At 56.0% G+C, this 19,198-nt stretch carries 24 protein-coding genes, 1 tRNA gene and 1 other RNA gene (1 of these 26 cut by a window edge); 9 read left to right on the top strand and 17 right to left on the bottom strand.

Annotated elements, in window-relative coordinates; all coding sequences use genetic code 11:
* The 4 genes from ssrA to mscL form a co-directional block, all read right to left on the bottom strand.
* Positions 1–93, bottom strand: a transfer-messenger RNA (tmRNA) gene (ssrA, locus tag V7680_RS03590); it reaches 255 nt to the left of the window's first position.
* A 69-nt stretch (positions 94–162) separates the two neighbouring features.
* The gene (locus tag V7680_RS03585; RefSeq protein WP_335651922.1) at positions 163–429 is read right to left on the bottom strand and encodes a hypothetical protein; all 267 of its coding nucleotides are present in this window, start codon (positions 427–429) and stop codon (positions 163–165) included.
* 158 nt (positions 430–587) lie between these two features.
* Complete coding sequence (locus tag V7680_RS03580; RefSeq protein WP_335651921.1) at positions 588–812, bottom strand: hypothetical protein; 225 nt, start codon at positions 810–812, stop codon at positions 588–590.
* A 286-nt stretch (positions 813–1,098) separates the two neighbouring features.
* On the bottom strand, positions 1,099–1,530 hold the full coding sequence (gene mscL / locus V7680_RS03575) for a large conductance mechanosensitive channel protein MscL (protein ID WP_335651920.1): 432 nt from the start codon (positions 1,528–1,530) through the stop codon (positions 1,099–1,101).
* 143 nt (positions 1,531–1,673) lie between these two features.
* Here mscL and V7680_RS03570 point away from each other — a divergent pair, with 143 nt between their 5' ends.
* The 4 genes from V7680_RS03570 to V7680_RS03555 all read left to right on the top strand — a co-directional run bounded on the left by V7680_RS03570 (position 1,674) and on the right by V7680_RS03555 (position 4,351).
* Complete coding sequence (locus V7680_RS03570; RefSeq protein ID WP_335651919.1) at positions 1,674–2,264, top strand: LemA family protein; 591 nt, start codon at positions 1,674–1,676, stop codon at positions 2,262–2,264.
* A 50-nt stretch (positions 2,265–2,314) separates the two neighbouring features.
* On the top strand, positions 2,315–3,079 hold the full coding sequence (locus V7680_RS03565; RefSeq protein WP_335651918.1) for a TPM domain-containing protein: 765 nt from the start codon (positions 2,315–2,317) through the stop codon (positions 3,077–3,079).
* On the top strand, positions 3,079–3,756 hold the full coding sequence (locus V7680_RS03560; protein WP_335651917.1) for a TPM domain-containing protein: 678 nt from the start codon (positions 3,079–3,081) through the stop codon (positions 3,754–3,756). Before V7680_RS03565 ends, V7680_RS03560 begins: the two co-directional genes overlap by 1 nt.
* 82 nt (positions 3,757–3,838) lie before the next feature.
* On the top strand, positions 3,839–4,351 hold the full coding sequence (locus V7680_RS03555; protein WP_335651916.1) for an NUDIX hydrolase: 513 nt from the start codon (positions 3,839–3,841) through the stop codon (positions 4,349–4,351).
* Between the two features lie 35 nt (positions 4,352–4,386).
* On the opposite strand, the gene V7680_RS03550 is transcribed toward V7680_RS03555, so the two are convergent.
* Both V7680_RS03550 and V7680_RS03545 read right to left on the bottom strand, forming a co-directional pair.
* Positions 4,387–4,665 (bottom strand): ETC complex I subunit, encoded by a 279-nt coding sequence (locus V7680_RS03550; RefSeq protein ID WP_335651915.1) that lies wholly within the window; start codon positions 4,663–4,665, stop codon positions 4,387–4,389.
* A 24-nt stretch (positions 4,666–4,689) separates the two neighbouring features.
* Entirely contained in the window at positions 4,690–5,703 is a 1,014-nt protein-coding gene (locus tag V7680_RS03545; protein WP_335651914.1) for a polyprenyl synthetase family protein, read from the bottom strand.
* A gap of 116 nt (positions 5,704–5,819) precedes the next feature.
* Between V7680_RS03545 and V7680_RS03540 the strand changes: the two genes are divergently transcribed.
* Entirely contained in the window at positions 5,820–6,104 is a 285-nt protein-coding gene (locus tag V7680_RS03540) for a chorismate mutase (protein ID WP_335651913.1), read from the top strand.
* Here the strand turns inward: V7680_RS03540 and V7680_RS03535 are convergent.
* From V7680_RS03535 to V7680_RS03515, 5 genes are all read right to left on the bottom strand, one after another.
* Complete coding sequence (locus V7680_RS03535) at positions 6,101–7,420, bottom strand: sensor histidine kinase (protein ID WP_335651912.1); 1,320 nt, start codon at positions 7,418–7,420, stop codon at positions 6,101–6,103. The genes V7680_RS03540 and V7680_RS03535 overlap by 4 nt on opposite strands.
* Before the next feature lie 95 nt (positions 7,421–7,515).
* Positions 7,516–8,181, bottom strand: a complete 666-nt coding sequence (locus V7680_RS03530) for a response regulator transcription factor (protein WP_335651911.1) — start codon at positions 8,179–8,181, stop codon at positions 7,516–7,518.
* Positions 8,182–8,279: 98 nt separating this feature from the next.
* Positions 8,280–8,588 carry a PepSY domain-containing protein gene (locus tag V7680_RS03525; RefSeq protein ID WP_335651910.1) on the bottom strand — a complete coding sequence of 103 codons (309 nt, stop codon included), beginning with the start codon at positions 8,586–8,588 and terminating at the stop codon, positions 8,280–8,282.
* A gap of 68 nt (positions 8,589–8,656) precedes the next feature.
* Positions 8,657–9,370, bottom strand: a complete 714-nt coding sequence (locus tag V7680_RS03520) for an SIMPL domain-containing protein (RefSeq protein ID WP_335651909.1) — start codon at positions 9,368–9,370, stop codon at positions 8,657–8,659.
* 16 nt (positions 9,371–9,386) lie between these two features.
* Entirely contained in the window at positions 9,387–10,244 is an 858-nt protein-coding gene (locus tag V7680_RS03515) for an aminotransferase class IV (protein ID WP_335651908.1), read from the bottom strand.
* Between the two features lie 128 nt (positions 10,245–10,372).
* Here V7680_RS03515 and V7680_RS03510 point away from each other — a divergent pair, with 128 nt between their 5' ends.
* Positions 10,373–12,187, top strand: a complete 1,815-nt coding sequence (locus tag V7680_RS03510) for an ABC-F family ATP-binding cassette domain-containing protein (protein ID WP_335651907.1) — start codon at positions 10,373–10,375, stop codon at positions 12,185–12,187.
* On the opposite strand, the gene V7680_RS03505 is transcribed toward V7680_RS03510, so the two are convergent.
* Entirely contained in the window at positions 12,188–12,709 is a 522-nt protein-coding gene (locus tag V7680_RS03505) for a DUF6456 domain-containing protein (RefSeq protein ID WP_442954961.1), read from the bottom strand.
* An 86-nt stretch (positions 12,710–12,795) separates the two neighbouring features.
* On the opposite strand from V7680_RS03505, the gene V7680_RS03500 reads away from it, so the two are divergent.
* Together V7680_RS03500 and V7680_RS03495 are read left to right on the top strand one after the other, a co-directional pair.
* Entirely contained in the window at positions 12,796–13,359 is a 564-nt protein-coding gene (locus V7680_RS03500) for a helix-turn-helix domain-containing protein (protein ID WP_335651906.1), read from the top strand.
* 24 nt (positions 13,360–13,383) lie between these two features.
* Entirely contained in the window at positions 13,384–14,562 is a 1,179-nt protein-coding gene (locus V7680_RS03495; protein ID WP_335651905.1) for a glycosyltransferase, read from the top strand.
* On the opposite strand, the gene V7680_RS03490 is transcribed toward V7680_RS03495, so the two are convergent.
* The 4 genes from V7680_RS03490 to yajC are packed head-to-tail and all read right to left on the bottom strand — an operon-like array spanning position 14,559 to position 17,887.
* Positions 14,559–14,939 carry an Mth938-like domain-containing protein gene (locus V7680_RS03490; RefSeq protein ID WP_335651904.1) on the bottom strand — a complete coding sequence of 127 codons (381 nt, stop codon included), beginning with the start codon at positions 14,937–14,939 and terminating at the stop codon, positions 14,559–14,561. The two genes, V7680_RS03495 and V7680_RS03490, sit on opposite strands and share 4 nt — an antisense overlap.
* A gap of 3 nt (positions 14,940–14,942) precedes the next feature.
* Positions 14,943–15,926: a protein translocase subunit SecF gene (gene secF, locus V7680_RS03485; RefSeq protein ID WP_335651903.1), complete on the bottom strand. Its 984-nt coding sequence runs from the start codon at positions 15,924–15,926 to the stop codon at positions 14,943–14,945.
* Positions 15,923–17,527: a protein translocase subunit SecD gene (secD, locus tag V7680_RS03480; RefSeq protein ID WP_335651902.1), complete on the bottom strand. Its 1,605-nt coding sequence runs from the start codon at positions 17,525–17,527 to the stop codon at positions 15,923–15,925. Before secD ends, secF begins: the two co-directional genes overlap by 4 nt.
* Before the next feature lie 27 nt (positions 17,528–17,554).
* Positions 17,555–17,887, bottom strand: coding sequence for a preprotein translocase subunit YajC (gene yajC, locus V7680_RS03475; RefSeq protein ID WP_335651901.1), 333 nt, complete (start codon positions 17,885–17,887; stop codon positions 17,555–17,557).
* Between the two features lie 201 nt (positions 17,888–18,088).
* Between yajC and V7680_RS03470 the strand changes: the two genes are divergently transcribed.
* Positions 18,089–18,165 (top strand) — tRNA-Pro (locus V7680_RS03470).
* Positions 18,166–18,715: 550 nt separating this feature from the next.
* Here V7680_RS03470 and V7680_RS03465 read toward each other — a convergent pair.
* The coding region (locus tag V7680_RS03465; protein ID WP_335651900.1) for a hypothetical protein at positions 18,716–19,198 on the bottom strand (483 nt) is incomplete at its 5' end.

Here is a 19,198-nt window from a genome sequence, read left to right as displayed (position 1 = left end):
GTCCGTAGTGTCTATTACACGCCATCATTTATCACCATAGTCCGTCGAAACGAACAGTGCCTATATAGGCGTTTAATTCTGAATGAACAGTGCACAGACAAGAAAAAGGGCCAACCGGTCTCCCGGTTGACCCTCCTCTAGTTCCCCAAAGGGAATTCGGAATTACTGAGCGAGAACGCCTTCTTCTGCGTCAGCTTTGTCTTCCAAGGCATCAGCCTTGTCTTCCATGGCTGCAGCTTTGTCTTCCATCATATCTTCACCGGCTTCGGTGGTCGCATTGTCGGCAGCTTCGTCAAGCCGGTCAGCTTCCATCTCGGCTTCCTGAGCCTGGAGTTCGGTTTCGGTTTCAGCGCCGCTGGTGTCTTCCTGTGCGCAGGCGCCAAGCGCCAAAGCAGCAGAAGTAGCGGTCAAAATCATCATCTTACGCATAATATTCCCTCGTCAATTGCAAGGAGCAAAAAAGGCTCCTCGGGGATGTCAACTTGCCTGAAACAAAATGGTTCCCGAATACACAACAAAAAAAGGGCCAACCAGTTTCCCGGTTGACCCTCCTCTAGTTCCCCCAAGGGAATTTCAGATAGTTAAGCTTACTCGGTAACTTCTGCAGGTGCAGCAGCTTCGTCTGCAGGAGCAGCTTCAGCGGTTGCTTCTTCGGTAACCGGAGCAACTTCTTCAGCAACCATAGCATCTTCAGCAGGTGCAACTTCTTCAGTCGCAACTTCTTCAGTTACTGCAGCATCTTCAGCTGGAGCATTGCAGGCACTCAAAGCGAATACGGCTGCGGATGCAGCCAAAACAGCGAATTTACGCATAATAATATAGTCCCCTATAGACGTTCAAAACAGCTGAGAATCAAACCAGCTGAGCGGGCCTATAAGAGCGAAAAATATTATTGTATCTTAAAAAATGATGACCCAAACTATCCTATTATAATAAAAGGATTATTATTTAGATCTCGGGAGTTTTGCCGACTTTTCGAGCGAGTCTTGAAAGTCTCGAGGCAAAAAAAATCGCCCCTCTCGCGATGCATGTTTTACCGTAGGCAAATCACGCAGCAAAAGGGGCGATATCAGCAATCCCGGATTGCTATCTTTGTTGCTATTTTTTCAGGCTGTCCCGGATTTCGATTAGCAGATCGATTTCGCTGGGTCCGGTATCAACCGCTTCAGCTTCGGCTTCGGATTTTTTCATCACCTTGGTGGCGTAGCGGACAATCATGAAGATGATGAACGCGAGAATGACGAAGTTGATTACTACCGTCAGGAACTGGCCCCAACCAAGCATTGGCACGCCGGCTTCTTTCAGCGCAGCATAGTCGGTCATAGCACCGGCATAATCAGCTGGCGGTGAGCCCAGCAACAGGAACATGGTCGAGAAATCGGGGGCGCCGAACAGGGCGCTGACTATTGGCATGATGACATCTTCAGTCAGGGAAGTGGTAATCGTCGCAAAAGCCGCGCCGATAATAACCGCGACAGCAAGATCGAGCACATTGCCCTTCAGAATAAAGTCCTTGAACTCGTTTAACATATCATTTTCCATCCATTTATAAAGGCGTGTAAATGGATGGAAAATCCAAAATAGTCGAGGGATGTCGTTGCAAAAGCGACCAATGATACCTATTTTTACAAAGAGTCGCGGCGTCGAGCCGTGTGGATGGAGGGATTTCAAATATGCTGAATAAATTGATCAAGTTTCTGGTGGTTCCGGCCATGGCCTTGTCGCTAAGCGCCTGTGGTATAAACAGTGTGCCGACAGCCGAAGAAAATGCGAAAGCAAAATGGGCGGATGTCGAAAGCACCTATCAGCGTCGCGCCGACCTCATTCCGAATCTGGTAGAGACCGTGAAAGGTTTTGCGACCCAGGAACAGGACACGCTGACAGCCGTGGTGGAAGCCCGGGCAAAAGCCAGTTCAATCCAGCTCAGCGCAGATGATCTTGGCGATGCCGCGAAGGTCCAGGAATTCGCAGCCGCACAGGGCGCGCTCTCGCAAGGACTGGGGCGTCTGATGGCGACTGTTGAAGCGTATCCCGATCTCAAATCCAACCAGAATTTCCTCGCGTTGCAAAGCCAGCTGGAAGGCACGGAGAACCGGATCAATGTTGCCCGCCGCGATTATAACGAAGCGGTACGCCAGTATAATACGACGATCCGCACCTTCCCCGATATTATCGGCGCGAAGATCATCCACGGTGCCGAGCCAATGGAACCATTTGCAGCAACCTCTGAAGGCGCCGACGAAGCACCTGAAGTCAGCTTTTAAGGGTGATTGCACTTCGAGTCATAACGCCGCTTAAGACTGTCCTTCTAGGCTTGGCGGTCGGCTTTCTGGCGGTCGCCAGCCCGGCTTTTGCCCAAAGCTTCCCTGAGCTAACCGGCCGCGTTGTCGATCAGGCCGATTTACTCGACCCTGCGCAGGAAGCAGAGCTTACCGCGAAGCTTGCTGCCCTGGAGGTCCAGTCCAATCGCCAGCTTGTTGTGGCGACGGTCAACAGTCTCGAAGGCTATGATATTGCCGACTATGGCTATCAACTCGGCCGTACTTGGGGCATTGGACAGGATGGCGAAGGCGAAGCCGAAAAAGACAATGGCCTGGTGTTGCTGGTGGCCCCCAATGAACGCAAAGTACGCGTTGAAGTGGGCTATGGTCTCGAAGGCATCATGACCGACGCACTGTCGAGCATGATCATCCAGAACGATATTCTGCCTGAGTTCCGCAACAACAATATGGCCGGCGGCATTATTGCTGGCGTAAACCGGATATCAAACCAGCTGGTTCTGCCGGAAGAAGAGGCCCGCGCGGTAGCCCAGCAGGCCAGCCAGCAAACCGGTAAAGGCGATGGGAAGAATATCGGTCTGGCTATTTTCTGGATCTTCGTTCTGATCTTCTTCGTTATAATCCCGATGTTCTCAAACCGTGGCGGCAAACGCTATCGTCGTGGTGTCGGACCGGTCGTCATATTTGGCGGTGGATCCGGTTGGGGCGGAGGCAGCAGTGGCGGTGGCGGATTCGGTGGAGGCGGCTTTAGCGGAGGCGGAGGCGGCTTTGGCGGCGGCGGCGCTTCGGGAGGCTGGTAATGAGCAAAGTCAACCAGTTCACACCGAACGATCACAAAATCGTTACGTCCGCTGTTTCGCTGGCAGAACAAACCACGGATGGCGAAATCGTTACCATCGTGACCGGCGAATCCGATCACTACGGCGACGTCGCATGGGCGATATCGGGATTGGTAGCGCTGACCGCATTGCTGGTCATCAGTCTGTTTCCCGAAATATATCTGAATATCATCGATTGGCTGACCGGCGGCTGGAGCGGCATATCCGCACTGCCCTATTGGGCCCTGTTCGTTTTTACCGCACTGAAATTCTTGGGTACCAGGTTGATCCTGATGTGGAAGCCGTTGCTTTACCTCCTCATCCCGCCACCGATCAAAAAGGCCCGCGTGCGCAAGCGGGCGATATCCTTGTTCCGGGTATCAACCGATCATCGCACCGTCGGTAGAACTGGCATATTGCTCTATCTATCGATGCGCGAACATCGCGCGGAAATCGTGGCAGACAATGCCATCGTCGATAAAGTCGAGCCAGCCATCTGGGGCGACGCGATGGTATCCCTGATCGACCTAGTGCGCGCCGACAAGCCAGGCGAAGGCATGGCCGAAGCGGTGCGCCAGATGGGTATTGTCCTGTCGGACCATTTCCCCAAGACCGACCAGAACCCCAACGAGCTGCCCGATAAACTGATCGAACTGTGACCTTCTGTTTGCGCTGAGCTTGTTCAAGGGTGACTTTTGAGGCAGGCCCTATTTCATTGAGCTCAGCACCAACGGGGTAGAAATGTCCGAAGAAGTAGAAATCATGTGGGAAGGCCGTTTCATCACGGCCAAGCGCGAAGGCAAGTGGGAATATGTTTCCCGCAGCCGCGGTATCCGCGCTGCGGTGATCCTGGCAATCGACGAAGGCCATGTGCTTCTGGTCGAGCAATATCGCGTGCCGCTGGGCAAATCCTGTATCGAGCTTCCTGCCGGACTGGTTGGCGATCATGATGACAATGCCGATGAAGACAGCTCGATCGCAGCGATTCGCGAGCTCGAAGAAGAAACCGGCTATCGCGCGGCGGCAATCCGGGACTGCGGCGAATTCTACTCCTCACCGGGGATGGTGTCGGAGAGTTTCTCGCTGTTCAAGGCTAGCGGATTGACCAAGGTCAGCGAAGGCGGCGGAGTGGCAGGAGAGAATATCACCGTCCACCGCGTCGCGTTGACCGAACTGAGTGATTTTATCGAGACGAAGCGCCACGCCGGTCTTGCGATCGACGTCAAACTCCTGCTGTTTTTCCCGTTTTCGTAGGACGCCCTGTGGCCCTGAACGGGAAAAGCGCCTGATTAGCGAAAATTATCCGCGTAAGCTTGCAGCTTCAGCGTTTTCTGCGGTGTTGGAATGACCGCATAATCGATCGCATGCTTGTCGGCATAAGCCTTGGCCGCATCGCATGAAGCAAAGTTCAGCTCTACTTGCCGCTGGGTATCACCGGAACCAGCCCAGCCAGTCAAGGGATCAGGCTTGCGCGCTTCTGACGGTTCAAATTCCAATACCCATTTGTCGGTCAGAGCCCTGCCCGACTGCATCGCGTTTCTGGGGATTTGATAAATTCGTGCGGCCATGTTTCGTTCCTGTCCTGAACCGCCTCAATAGGCGCGGGAAATGGCAAATTCAACTGCTTCAGTCATCGCTTCCCGCGCTTTTCCGGAAGGAAAGATACCCAGCGCATCAATCGCCCGTTGGCCATAATGGCGGGCCCGCGACATTGTATCGTCAATTGCGCCGGTAGAGCGCAGCAATCCGGTAGCCAGCGCGAGATCCTCATCCGAGGATTTATGCCCGATAATCGCATCTTTCCAGAATCTGCGATCTTCCTCGCTGCCGCGAGCATATGCCAGAATCACCGGCAGGGTCACCTTGCCTTCGCGGAAATCGTCACCGGCATCCTTGCCCATGGTTTCGCGATCAGAGCTATAATCTATCGCGTCGTCAACCAGCTGAAACGCGATGCCGAGATTGCGGCCATAGCTATCCAGCGCCAGTTCGACTTCCTCGTCGCATTCTGCAACCACCGCAGATATCCGGCTGGCGGCAGCAAATAATGCAGCGGTTTTTGCGCCAATTATATCAAGATAGCGATCTTCGCTGGTGTCGATCTTGCGCTGGGCGGTCAGCTGATTGACCTCCCCTTCGGCAATCACCGCCGACGCATTAGACAATATTTTCAATACTTTAAGCGAGCCATCTTCGACCATCAGTTCGAAAGCGCGGCTAAACAGGAAATCACCCACCAACACCGTGGCCGGATTGCCGAAAATCAGATTTGCAGCGGCTTTGCCGCGCCGCAAGTCGGAACCGTCGACCACATCATCGTGCAGCAGGGTCGCGGTGTGAATAAATTCCACCGCAGCCGCCAGTTTGAAATGACGGTTGCCCGAATAGCCGATCAGCTTCGCCGCCGCGAGAGTGAGCATCGGGCGCATACGCTTGCCCCCGCCGGCGATAAGATGGCCGGCCAGTTCGGGGATGAGCGGGATTTCTGATTGCATCCGGTCCAGAATCACGGCGTTGACCTGATTCATGTCGCTGGCGACCAGTGACATAATAGGTTCTAGCGAAGGTGCGGAGTCCCGCCCGAGATGATGGACCGTTGCTGACATGTTGCACCGGATGTGGCAAGTCACTAGGGATAAGGCAAGTGAAATCAAGACCAGTTCGGTTGCATCCCGCACATCCGGGACGATATCCGCGACGGACAATAATCAGGCGACGAAACATGGACGAAAAGCTGCAACAATTTCGCGAAAGCATCAACAATATCGATGCAGCATTGGTGTTCATGCTGGCAGAGCGGTTCAAGGTAACCCAGGCAGTGGGCGAATATAAAGCGAAGAATGATCTTCCGCCGGCCGACGCAGGTCGGGAGCAGGAACAGATTGCACGCCTGCGCCAGCTAGCCAGCGACGCCAATCTTGATCCCGAATTTTCGGAGAAATTCCTCCGCTTCATCATCGACGAAGTGATCCGCCACCATGAACGGATCAAGGCCGAGACCGACTAGGACTCGACAATCTCGCTCTTCGGCAATCGCAACCGCACCAGCAATCCGCCCAGATCTTCGCTTTCTTCCAGCGAGACCGATCCGTCATAGATTTCCGCGACATCGCGGACAATGGCCAGGCCAAGCCCGGTCCCGGGCTTGCCGCTGTCGAGCCGCGCGCCCCGGTCGAATATGCGCTGGCGGTCCTTCTCGGGGATGCCATTGCCATCATCCTCGATCAGCAGTTCGACAAATTCGTCACTGGTTTCGACCGTGACAAAGACGCTGCCTCCGCCATATTTGGCGGCATTTTCAACCAGATTGCCGATCATTTCGTCAAGGTCCTGACGCTCGACCGAAACAACCGCATTTTTGTCTCCATCAATGTCGATCCGGACGTGAGAGTAAAGCCGTCCGACGGCACGTTCTACAGCCTGCAGGCTTTGCCAGACCTTGGCCCGGCTATGGGCATGGCCACGCCGGCCGACTGCCCGCGCGCGCGCCAGATGATGGTCGACCTGCCGCCGCATGACGCCGGCTTCGCGAATCACGGTGTCAGCCAGATCATCCGCCTTGGCGGTGGCGCTGTTCATGATAACGGTAAGCGGGGTTTTCAGCGCGTGGGCCAGATTACCGGCGTGCCGCCGCGCTTCTTCTGCCTGTTTTTCGTTGTGATCGAGCAGGGCGTTGAGTTCGTCGACCATCGGCGTGACTTCGTTGGGCATCGGTTCGACCACCCGGCGCTGCTGCCCGGTCCGCATCGCCGCGATGGCAATCCGGATTTTGCGCAGCGGCCACAGACCATAGAGCGTCTGCAGCGCAGCCATGCCGATCAGGCCGAGCGCGAGAATCAGGAAACTGTTGATTAGGATCGAACGAATATTGGCGATCTGGGAATCGAGGCCATCGCGGCTCTGCGCGACCTGGAACAGCCATTTTGTTTCGGAGTCGGGCAAAATGATCGTGCGCTCGAGCAACCGCAGCGGCTCGTCTGAGAACTGTTTGCTGTCATAGATATGGGTTTCGCGATCATCATGGGTGATGTTCGATTCCAGCGTGCGATCCCATAAAGAACGGGATGGGAAATCATCATGATCTTTGCCGCTGATCTGCCAATAGAGGCCACTATTGGGTTCGAGAAAGCGCTGGTCTCCCAGCGGCCGGTTTAGAAAGACCTCGCCATCGGGGCCGATCTCCGCCGACGCGATCATGGCGGTGAGTACATATTCCAGCTGATTGTCGAAATTGCGGGTGACCGCGTCGTTCAATACACGGTCGAGCGCAAAACCGCCGCCGAACAGCAGGATGACAATCCATGCCGCAGCAATCCCGATCATCCGGCGACCGAGGGAACCAGTGGTTTGGGTGCCTAGCCGATTATGGGTTGTCGGTGCCTTTTCATCGACCGGTATGTCTATCTGGCTTGATTCATTCAGGCTTCGGGATCCTCTAGACTATAGCCAAGCCCCCGAATCGTCGAAATGACTTCCGCACCCAGTTTCTTGCGGATGCGGGTCACAAACACTTCGATTGTGTTGGAATCCCGGTCAAAGTCCTGATCATAAATATGCTCGATCAACTCCGTGCGGGACACGACTTTGCCCTTGTGGTGCATCAGATAGGACAGGAGTTTATATTCCTGCGCCGTCAGCTTGACCGGACTGCCGTCGAGCGTGACCTTACCCGACCGTGTATCTAGACGCACGGTGCCTGCGGTAAGTTCTGAAGAGGCATTGCCTGATGCGCGGCGGATCAGCGCGCGCAGACGGGCGATCAGTTCCTCGGTCTGGAACGGTTTTGCAAGATAATCGTCGGCGCCGGCATCAAGCCCGGCGACCTTGTCGGACCAGCTGTCCCGCGCGGTCAGCACCAGTACCGGAAAATTGCGCTCTTCCTTGCGCCAGCGATCGAGTACGGTCAGGCCGTCAACCTCGGGCAGGCCGAGATCGAGGATCACCGCGTCATAGTCTTCGGTCGAGCCCATGAAATGGCCATCTTCGCCGTCCGTCGACAGGTCAATGGCATAGCCATTGGCTTCCAGTGTCGATTTGAGCTGTTGCCCCAGCGTAGGTTCGTCTTCAACGATCAAGACGCGCATGCTTGTCCTCCGAAATGGTACAGTTTTATCTGGGATAGCCTATATCACCATCCCGAAAACGCACAATGATTTAGAAATTAGCGGATCGCCGATCAGGATCAGCGGGTCTGACGCAGAATCGAACCGGTCCGGCCGTCAACGTCCACAAACAAGACCCGGCCATCGCGAATGAATTTTAGCCGATAGACCAAAGCATTGGGGTCAAATTCCGGTCCGATATACTCGCTATCCGCCATTCTTGGCAGGATCTGGTTCTCGATCGAACGGATCGATTTCACCTTGCCGGCCATCATTTGCGCACGCGCTTCGTTCTGCTCGCCACGGCGATCCTTGGACGCAGCCATTTGCGGCACAACGGCGGTTACGCCGAGCGCGAGAAGGGTCAAAAAGGCGGTTTTCTTTAACATCCTTATCCTCCTAGGCTCGGCGGTTTTAACATCAGGTGAATGGCGGGTTCAGGCTAGAGACGGTTCGATTAACGAGTCATTTCATATGTTATGTTGAGCGACACCACCGTTCCGACCTGTCCCGGAGCGATAGGCGGAGCAGACTTCGATGCGGAAGCCTCCATCCGCATCATCGGTGCGTCGGACTGATGGGACATCCCCTCACTGATAGACAGTACCCTGACCCCCGTATAGCCTTCCGCGCGAGCGTAGCTCATTGCCCGCGATTTGGCATTGGCAAGCGCCCGCTCCCGCGCCACGTCCTTCAACTTGCTGTCATCGCTGATCGAGAAAGAAGGGCCATTCAAATTGGTGGCACCGCTGCTGACGATGGCATCGAGAATCTTTCCAAGCTTGGATATATCATTCACGGTCGCAGAAACCTGATTGGACACCACATAGCCGACGAAGCGGTTCTCCCGACTTTCCTGGTCATAATCATAATCTGCCCGCAGATTGATGCCGGTGGTCTGAATGTCCTTTTCGGCAATACCCAGCGATTTGAGACGGTCGATTACCGCCCGCGCCTGCACCGAGTTATCGCGCAGTGCTTGAGTTGCGGTCGGCGCCTTTGTTTCGACACCGGTGCTGAATGTCGCGGTATCCGGCGCGCTGTCGACCTGCTCGGAGACGCTGAGTTCGATGACCGGATTCTGGGCGACAATCTCGACATTCGCGGCTTGTGCGATGTTCACCGGTGCAAATACCAAGGCTGCTCCGGCGAGTAGAATCGAATATTTCATATTTATCTCCATTGATTCAGTTCGTTGTAGACGAAGCTCTCTGAACGGCAGCTAAATAGTTTTGACGGATTTCTCCTGTTCGTTCACCCGGCTCACCATCGCCGATCCTGTGGCCGTCAATCTCGACGACCGGCATGATCAGCAATGTTGAAGACGTGACAAACGCTTCAGCCGCATTTTTTGCTTCGTCTATCGAGAAAGCGCGTTCCTCGACCGTTAGTTCCATGGAACTTGCCTGCGTCAGCATTTCGATACGGGTGACGCCGGGCAAGATTCGGCGATCTAGCTGGTGCGAAATCAGCACACCGTCGCGGCTGATGATATGCGCGTTCTGGGAGGTACCCTCTGTGATCATATCATCCTGGGTCAACCAGACATCGTCGACTCCCGCAGCAACAGCCTCCATTTTCATCAAGGAGGCATAGAGCAATTGGGTGGTCTTGATGTCGCATCTCTGCCAGCGCAGATCGGGCCGGGTGATGATCCGCATGCCGCGATCGGCCATCGGATTTACGAGCAACGCTCGTTCCTGGGCAAAGGCAAATATAGTCGGGACGGTTTCCGGTGCAGGCCAGCGATATTCCCGCTCGTCCATCACCCCGCGTGAGACCTGCAAATAGATCAGACCTTCCTGCAACTTATTTTCTGCGACCAAATTTTGCGACATGCCCATCCAATCGGCGAAGGCATTGATTGAAAGCTCGCCAAGCGACCGTTCGAGACGGCTGACGTGGCGCTCCATATCGATCAATCGGCCATCAATGACCGAAATCACTTCATAGACAGCGTCGGAAAACAGTAGTCCCCGGTCAAATATGGAAATTTTGGCAGATGCCCTCGGGACATATTCGCCATTCAGATATACTATGTCCAAATCCCGCCCCTAACACCCAAAATGTCAATTCCGCTCCTAACAATCCGATAAGCCTCGGCACGTCAATGGGCATTGTGCCAAAGAGAAGACTTGAGCGAAAGCCCGCTTGCCCCTAACGCGCGGAGACCATGTCCCAACCTCCAATTTTTTCATACGAAAATCTCTCGCTCCATCAGGGCGAAGGATGGCTGTTTCAGGATCTCGATCTGCACGTCGGGCCGCGGGACCGGCTGGCGCTGATCGGACGAAACGGCGCGGGCAAGACGACCCTGTTGCGATTGATCACCGACGAGATTGAATCGGACAAGGGCAAGCGGGTTATCCAGCCGGGCGTCAATATTGTGATGCTGGAGCAGGAACCAGACCTTACTCCGTTCGAGACGTTGCGGGACTTTGCGCTGTCCGGGAACCCGGGGCCGGCTCTGCATGAAGTGGAGGCAATTGCCGACCAGCTCGGGACCGACCTTTCTATTCGCGCCGACAAGGCGAGCGGCGGCGAGAAACGGCGAGCGGCGATTTGCCGGGCCTTGGCTTCGGAACCCGATCTGTTGCTGCTCGACGAGCCGACCAACCACCTTGATCTCGGCGCAATCGACTGGCTGGAAGAATGGCTCGGTCGTTACAAGGGTGCGTTCATAACCATTTCGCATGACCGGACATTTCTGACCCGGCTGACCAAACAGACATTATGGCTCGACCGCGGCACGATCCGGCGGCTTGACGTCGGCTTTGGCGGCTATGATGCCTGGATGGAAAAAATCTACGCCGACGAGACCCGTTCGGCGGAAAAGCTTGACGCAAAGCTGAAACTTGAAGCCCAATGGCTCGAACGCGGCGTTACCGCCCGGCGCAAGCGCAACCAGGGGCGGCTAGCGAAGCTATGGGAAATGCGGGCTCAGCGCGCGGCGATGATCGGTCCGGCAGGCGCAGCCAAGCTGCAAGCCGAAAGCGATGATAGCCGAACCAAATCGGTAATAACCGCGACCAATATTTCCAAATCCTTTGGCGAAGGCGACGCCAAGCGCGTGATTATCCGCGACTTCTCCCTGCGCATCCAGCGTGGCGACCGGATCGGGATCGTCGGCTCCAATGGCGCCGGCAAAACAACTTTGCTGAAGATGCTGACCGGCGAACTGGAGTCCGATACCGGCAGCGTTGTGCTCGCACAGACATTGAACGGTGTTTTCATCGACCAGCAACGCAGCCTGCTCACCCCCGACAAGCGGGTCCGCGATGTTCTTGCCGATGGCAGCGACTGGATCGATGTGCGCGGTACCAAGAAACATGTGCAAGGCTATCTCAAGGAATTTCTGTTCGCGCCCAGTCTGATCGACGCACGGGTCGGGACATTGTCGGGTGGCGAACAATCCCGCCTTCTGCTCGCTCGCGAATTCGCCCGCATGTCCAACCTGTTGGTTCTCGACGAACCGACCAATGACCTCGATCTCGAAACGCTTGATCTGCTCCAGGAAGTGATCGCCGATTATGAAGGCACCGTCCTGCTGGTCAGCCATGATCGCGATTTTCTCGACCGGACTGTAACCGTCACATTGGGCCTGGATGGCAGCGGCAATGTCGATGTTATCGCTGGCGGTTACGCCGAATGGGAAGCGCAACGCAAACAAACTGGTTCAAACCAGAAAACCCAGTCCAAACCAGCGCAATCTTCGACCAAGCAGGTCTCTCGGTCGAGCAGTCCGAGCAAGAAACTCAGCTACAAGGATCAGCGTGATTACGATCAATTGCCGGATCGGATCGAGGCTATTGACTTGCGCATGGGCGAGATCGAACAGGCGCTTGCCGATCCCAAACTCTATGTCCGGGACTTCCCGATATTCGAGGCATTGACCAAAGAGAATAGCGCCTTGATCGAGGAAAAAGACTCTGCCGAAATGCGCTGGCTGGAGCTGGCGGAAGAAGTCGAGCAACTGAGCAATTCCTGATCAGCCCGGCAGTCGATAGAAGATGGCCAGCCGGTCCAGCGCAATTTTCAGCACCAGTTTTCCGGACCTTGCAGGCCAGCCGAGATTTTTCTCCGCAACCGGTGTCCCCTCGCCTCCGCAGATGATCCGCCAGGCAATATCGGCAAGATCGCTACCCAGATGGTCGATGGCTTTTTCGAAGCGTAATTTTGCGGCAAGCTGTGCTTCGGACTCCTCTAGGGCTTTGGGAGCAGCGCGCTTTCCACCAGCAACCGGAGCCGCGTCCCAACGCATCGTAATCCGGGGCGCCAGATTAGCCCGCTCCCAATCGGCGCGGAGCTTTTCGCCCGCATCAAATTGCCGATCGGACAGATGCCCTCTGGCGTGAAGCCAGCCCAAAGGCGATTCCGACAGGTTTACGGTGACGCTACGCGCGCGCATCCTCTTTGGTTCGCGGTCATTGCGGTCTTCGCCGTCCTGCGGCAGCGCACGCTCGCCAAGCAAACGGGGATTGGGATGAAGTTTGGTGACTTTCATCGGCATAATATGTCCTAATTGGTAATTATATGTTCTTGCCATTTTGGAGATATTGTAGGAAAGGATAAAACCATATAGGTTTGGAGATAGATATGATCAGCCGTATCAGGGACGTTCGCAAGGCCAAGGGATTGACGCTGGACGAAGTAGCCGGACGGTGTGAACCACCGACGACCGCGCAAACCATCGGGCGGCTGGAAACCGGGGCGCGGACCTTGTCGCTCGGCTGGCTAAACCGGATTGCCAATGCACTTGGCGTCGACAGCGCTGCGCTTCTGTCCCTGCCCGACCAGGAAGAACTTCCGGTTGCAGCAATTCTGGACCACAAGGGCGCCCACGCTCTCGACAAGACCGAGAATATCTATCAGCCCACTATCGAACCAGCGATGGTCGCCCTACGGGTCAAAAGCAGCATCGGTGATTATCGGGCTGGTGACGATGTCTGGCTATCGCGGCGGACACCGGAACAATATAGCGGCGCGCTCAACCGCGACGTGCTGGCCCCTCGCCCCGCCGGACGCTATCTGTTCGGGCGCCTGATCGGGCGCGAGGGTAACAAGCTGCAAATCCTGCCGCTTGGCAGCGGCGCACGGCAGCAAATTGTCAGCGATCCTGAATGGATCGGCGTCGCCGTGCGGCTGGTAAGGGAGCTTTAGCGCCTCTGCGCTAGGAATACCGCCATGACCCAACCACTTCGTGTCCTCACCCTGTCGACATTGTTTCCCAATGCTGCTGCTCCCAATTTCGGGATATTTGTCGAACGGCAAACCGCGGAGCTTTCCGGCCAGCTCGAGGCCGTGGTGACGGTCGTCAATCCTGTGGGGATACCGCCGTGGCCGTTGAGCCGGCTCGGACAATATCAGGCCCTGAACACCCTGCCCCGGCATGAAGAGTGGCGCGGGCTCGATGTCTACCGCCCCCGGTTCAGGCTGATCCCTAAGATAGGCGGCGCAAGCAACCCGAAGCGGATTGCCGAAGCAGTGCTGCCGCTGGTCAGGCAATTGCATCAGCAAACCCCGTTTCACGTGATCGACGCGGAGTTTTTCTACCCCGACGGGCCAGCGGCGATGCGGCTGGCCCAGGCGCTCGACATTCCCTTCACGATCAAGGCGCGCGGCGCGGATATCCATCACTGGGGCAGCGATCCCAAATGCCGCGATCAGATATTGCGTGCAGCGGAGAAGGCCAGCGCCTTGCTGGCGGTATCCGAAGCGCTGAAGCAGGATATGATTGCGCTCGGGATGGATGGCGACAAGATTTCGGTCCATTATACCGGGCTCGACCAGGACAAGTTCCGGCCCGTCGACAGGCTGGCGGCCAAGCGCGCGCTGGGCGTCAACGGGCCGTTGTTCATTACCACCGGGGCGCTGATCGCCCGCAAGAACCAGGATCTGGTTATCCGCGCTCTAGCAAGTTTTCCCGACGCCACTTTGATGCTCGCCGGACTGGGAGAGGAAGAACATGCCTATCGTGCCCTCGCCAGGCAACTCGGCGTTGCTGACCGAGTCCGATTCCTCGGCAGCGTTCCGCACGATCAATTACCGGATCTGACTGCTGCAGCCGATATCGCTATTCTTGTGTCCAAGTCCGAAGGTCTCGCCAACGCCTGGGTCGAGGCGCTTGCCTGCGGCACGCCGGTGATCATCAGCGAGGCCGGTGGCGCGCGGGAACTGGTGACCAGCGGCTCTGCCGGGCGGGTAGTCGACCAGACTGCCGAAGCGATTGTAGAGGCGGCAAAGGCCATCCTCTCCCAACGTCCGGCACAAGAACTGGTGCGATCATCGGTCAGCCGGTTCAGCTGGAAAAATAATGGTGATCAGTTGCTGAGCATATTGAACGAAGCAGCGAATAGAGGCTAGGATATCGGTAGAAATGCCCCGACGATCCAGCGTTCTTCTGCCCGCAGCACGCCCCAAGTCCGCGCCGCAGCACGGCTGTCCATGACTTCCAGTCCCATGCCTGCCGCTTCTACTTCCCGGCGGAAAGCAGCCGGAGGCTGCAGCATCGACGCGCCGCTACCCAATAGCAAAAATTCGGGGGCCGGAGACAGGTTGAGGCCGGATAATATCTCGCCAAGATCGAGTTTATCCAGACTCGACCCAGCCCAATCCAATACCTGTTCAGGCGATATCAGCAGGCCTTGCTCGAACCGCTGGTCACCAATCTTGAAACCCTCAGCCGTAAAGCCGGTGACCACCGGACCGGTAAATTCGACATCCTTGCGTAGCTCTACCAAAATTCAGCCGATCTGCTCTGGTCCGCCCGTCTGCTCCGGCTTGTCGTCTGCTGAATCGGTTGGCACGAACGTGTCCGGACCGACTTTCAGCCAGATCAGGATTGGAGCAGCCATGTAGACCGAGCTGTAGGTACCGACAAATACGCCGAAGAACATTGCCACGGAGAAACCGAAAATTACATCGGGTCCCCACAGGATCAAGGCACCAAGCGCGATCAACATGGTCAAGCTGGTCATCACCGTCCGGGCCAGAGTCTCGTTCACCGACAGGTCGAGCAAGGCGATGATATCCATCTTGCGATATTTCTTCAGATTCTCGCGGATACGGTCGAACACGACGATCGTGTCGTTAAGCGAATAGCCGATGATCGTCAGCAGCGCAGCGACGATATTGAGGTTGAACTCCATCTGGGTCAGCGCGAACAGACCGAAGGTCAGCGCGACATCGTGGACCAGCGCAAACAGGGCACCGATGCCAAATTGCCACTCGAAACGGATCCAGATATAGATCGATATCGCGATCATCGCGAACAGCAGCGAATAAGCACCGGTTTCAAAAAGTTCCGACGACACTTTGCCGGAAACCGACTCCACGCCATCAATACGGACATCGGGATGATCGGCCTTCAGGGTCGATACGATCTTGGCGGTCATTTCACTGGCCGCCTCGGGCCGCGATTCCGCTTCGGCTGGCAGCCGCATCCGGATCGACACCTCATTGGCATCGCCAAAACGCTGGATCGTTGCTTCGCCATAGCCAAGCCCGCCAATGCTTTCACGCAGCTCAGGAATAGGAGCGGCTTCGGTCTCGGTAAACGTAGCCTGGATCATCTGGCCACCGACAAAGTCGACGCCAAAGTTCAAACCCTTGGCAGCGACCAGCCCCATCGATGCAATGATCGTCAGGATGCTGAAGGCCATGGCGATATTCCGCCATTTCAGGAAACCGATATTGGTATCGTCCGGGACGAGTTTGAGCAGTCTCATATCACCAACTCCTGCGGCCGGGCTCTTCTGACCCACAGCACTACAAACATCCGGGTTACGACCACGGCGGTAAAGACGGAAGACGCGATACCGATCATCAGAACGACCGCGAAGCCCTTGACCGGACCGGAGCCGAACATGAACAGCAATACGCCGGCGATGATATTGGTAATATTCGCGTCAAAAATAGCGCGCGAAGCTTCTTTATAGCCAACTTCAATCGCCTGAATGACTCGTCGCCCTCGCCTGCGCTCTTCCCTGATCCTTTCGTTGATCAGCACATTGGCATCGACGGCGGAGCCGACGGTGAGCACAAACCCCGCGATACCCGGCAGCGTCAATGTTGCGTTGAAAATCGCCATAACCCCGACAATGATGAACAGGTTCAAGGCCAGCGCGATATTGGCGTACATGCCAAAGCGTCCATAAGTCACCACCATGAAGGTCAGAACCGCTACGGTTGCGATGATCGCGGCAATCATGCCCTTGTCGATCGAATCCTTGCCAAGATCGGGACCGACAGTGCGCTCCTCGACGATCTTCAGTTCCACCGGCAGCGCACCGGATCGCAAAGCGATAGCCAGCTGGTTGGCGCTTTCAACGGTGAAATTACCGGAAATCTGAGCGGAGCCGCCAAGGATCGGTTCGTTGATATTCGGTGCGGAAAGCACTTGCCCATCAAGGATGATCGCGAATGGTCGACCGACATTATTCTGGGTCAAACGCGCGAATTTCGAACCGCCCTCGCTGTCAAAGGTTATGTTGACCACCGGTGCATTGGTTTCCGGGGCAAAGCCTTGTCCAGCATCGGTCAGTTTGTCGCCGCTAATTCCGCCAAGCCGTTTGACGGCGATATTGGGCAATCCGGACGGATTGTCGGGATAAGGGAAAATCTGGCTTCCGATCGGTGCCCGCCCTGCGGCCAGCGCATTGGGATCGGCGTCAAAATCGACCAGTTTGAATTCGAGCTTTGCGGTTTGTCCGAGCAAGGCTTTCAGCGCTTCGGGATCGTCAAGACCCGGCACTTGCACGACGATCCGCGTATCACCCTGGCGAATGATGGTCGGCTCGCGGGTGCCCATTTCATCGATCCGGCGACGAATAACATCGGTCGCCGTATCCATCGCATTGGTAACCGCATTTTCCAGGCCGGCTGCGGTCGGAGTTAGAACAAAGCGCGTATCATCGCGCACTTCGATGTCCCAGTCCCGCTGACCGGTCAGGCCGGCGCCGCTGGTAAGCGGAACGATCGCGTCGCGTGCGGCATCAACCTGAGTGCTGTCGCGCACCATGAAGCTCAACACACCATTACGTCGCGAGATGTCGCCAATGCCGATCCGCGGTTCCGCACGGCGCATTTCCGCCCGCACAGATTCTTCCATCGTCTCGAGCCGCATGGTTGCTACATCGGCCGGATCGGCTTCCAGCAAGATGTGGCTACCGCCCTGAAGATCAAGCCCCAGGTTGATGGTCTGGTTGGGTAAAAAGCTGGGCCAGTATTTCTGACCGCTCTCGCCAATCAGGCTTGGCAATGACATCAGCACGCCAAAGGCCAGCAACAGAGAAATGGAAATGACTTTCCAGCGCGGGAAATCGAGCATCGAAACTAACTTTCTATATCACCGCGTTCAGTCGTTCGCAGGTTTGGCACCACCGCGTGGCATGACATCCGACAAGGTCGCCTTGACCGCTTTGACGCGAACGCCGGTTGCGATTTCGACTTCGACAAATTCATCGTCGACCTTGACCGCTTTGCCCACCAGGCCGCCCCCGGTGACAACCTGGTCATTTTTCTTGACCGCGCCGATCTTGCCCTGATGTTCTTTCATCTTCTTTTGCTGCGGACGGATCAGCAGAAAATAGAAAACCGCGAAAATCAATACCAGCGGCATAACCGAAATCAGAAAACCACCGGCACCACCGGTGCCCGCTGCTGCAGATAATATAGAAATGCTTGTCATGAATCCGTCCCGATAATTGCAAATTGTGATGTGTGTTGACCGGGCCGGTATTTCAAGCCCTTAAACAGCCAACCCGAATGATGCGCGCGCCTATCACGCGCTTGTCGACGGTGCAATGAAATCCGTATTCCGGAAAGGTTGGAAACATCACGCAAACGACTTGCCAAGCCCCATCGACCTCCATATATGCGCAGCCTCGGTCGGGACGTAGCGCAGCCTGGTAGCGCATCACACTGGGGGTGTGGGGGTCGGAGGTTCGAATCCTCTCGTCCCGACCAGTTTTTAAGGCCCAGAGCGCGTCCGGAGGACGAGCGGCTGTTGCAACATTCCCCAAAAATCCGGTCTCATCTGTTCCAAACCTTGTCAAAAGCCTGTGCTGAACTTGATTCACTATCGGGGCTAGGGAAGCGTTTTTGACGTGACGGCTTGTGCCGATCAGACCAATTTGACTCGCACAAAGCCGCGAAGACGCAAAGTGTAACGAAAAGGCAGAGATATTGTGCGCACCTGGCCGTTGCTCTGACTCGCGGCAAACTAGACACCGGAGGCCTGTTCTTTTTATCGTGACCTTTGCCCCGAAACCTTAGAATTCCCGTCTATAAGAAACGCAAGTCTGGCGTCGAGTGTGAACTTCCGGATTGTCACAGAGCCCGTCCCGCGCTCGTTGCGGGAGCGGGGGCACAACAAGCGATTGGTTCGGGTGAAGGACAGCGGCTTTTAAACCTTCTCCCGTGAGTGAGAAAGATCCGAAATCTTGCCGCAGAAGCTTTAACGGAGGCGGCTAGATATATTTGGATGAGGGGTTGCGCTGGTTGGATGCTGTCCCATCTACGTCGCCATTCGTTTTTCATAGGCAAGCACATCGGCGCGTAGCCGGAGCGCATCGTGACAGGCATTGTGCGGAACGGCGCGGTCCTCGCTCAAGCCAACGAGCTCGGCATCGACCAGATCAAAACGAATATTACGGACCGGTTTCATAAGGCCCGGGCCGATAACAAGCAACCGCGCCGCATGGGCTATGTCTTCGGGCCAGTCTGCAACCAGCACAGGTTCGGGATCGTCGCTCAGATAGTCCGCGAACTGGTCTGCGAGACGTCTGCGCTCCACTGGCTCGACATCCAGCACAGGAATGACGTGCTCGGCAACCCACGGCGTGGGGTTTTGGCATACCGCCGCCGCGTAAAAGGGAGCAATGGAGTCATCTTCGGGAACCAGAGCGATCGAAATCAATTCACCGCAAAAGCCGTTAAATTCAGTATCAAGAAAATAACGCATCGTTGGGGTCCCCTTGGTCTCAGCTCTTGTTACGCT

This window comes from Parasphingorhabdus sp. (genome assembly GCF_036963705.1).
GTDB lineage: Bacteria > Pseudomonadota > Alphaproteobacteria > Sphingomonadales > Sphingomonadaceae > Parasphingorhabdus.
The sequence above is the reverse complement of the archived record's forward strand: the minus strand, read 5'-3'. Positions and strand labels throughout refer to the sequence as shown.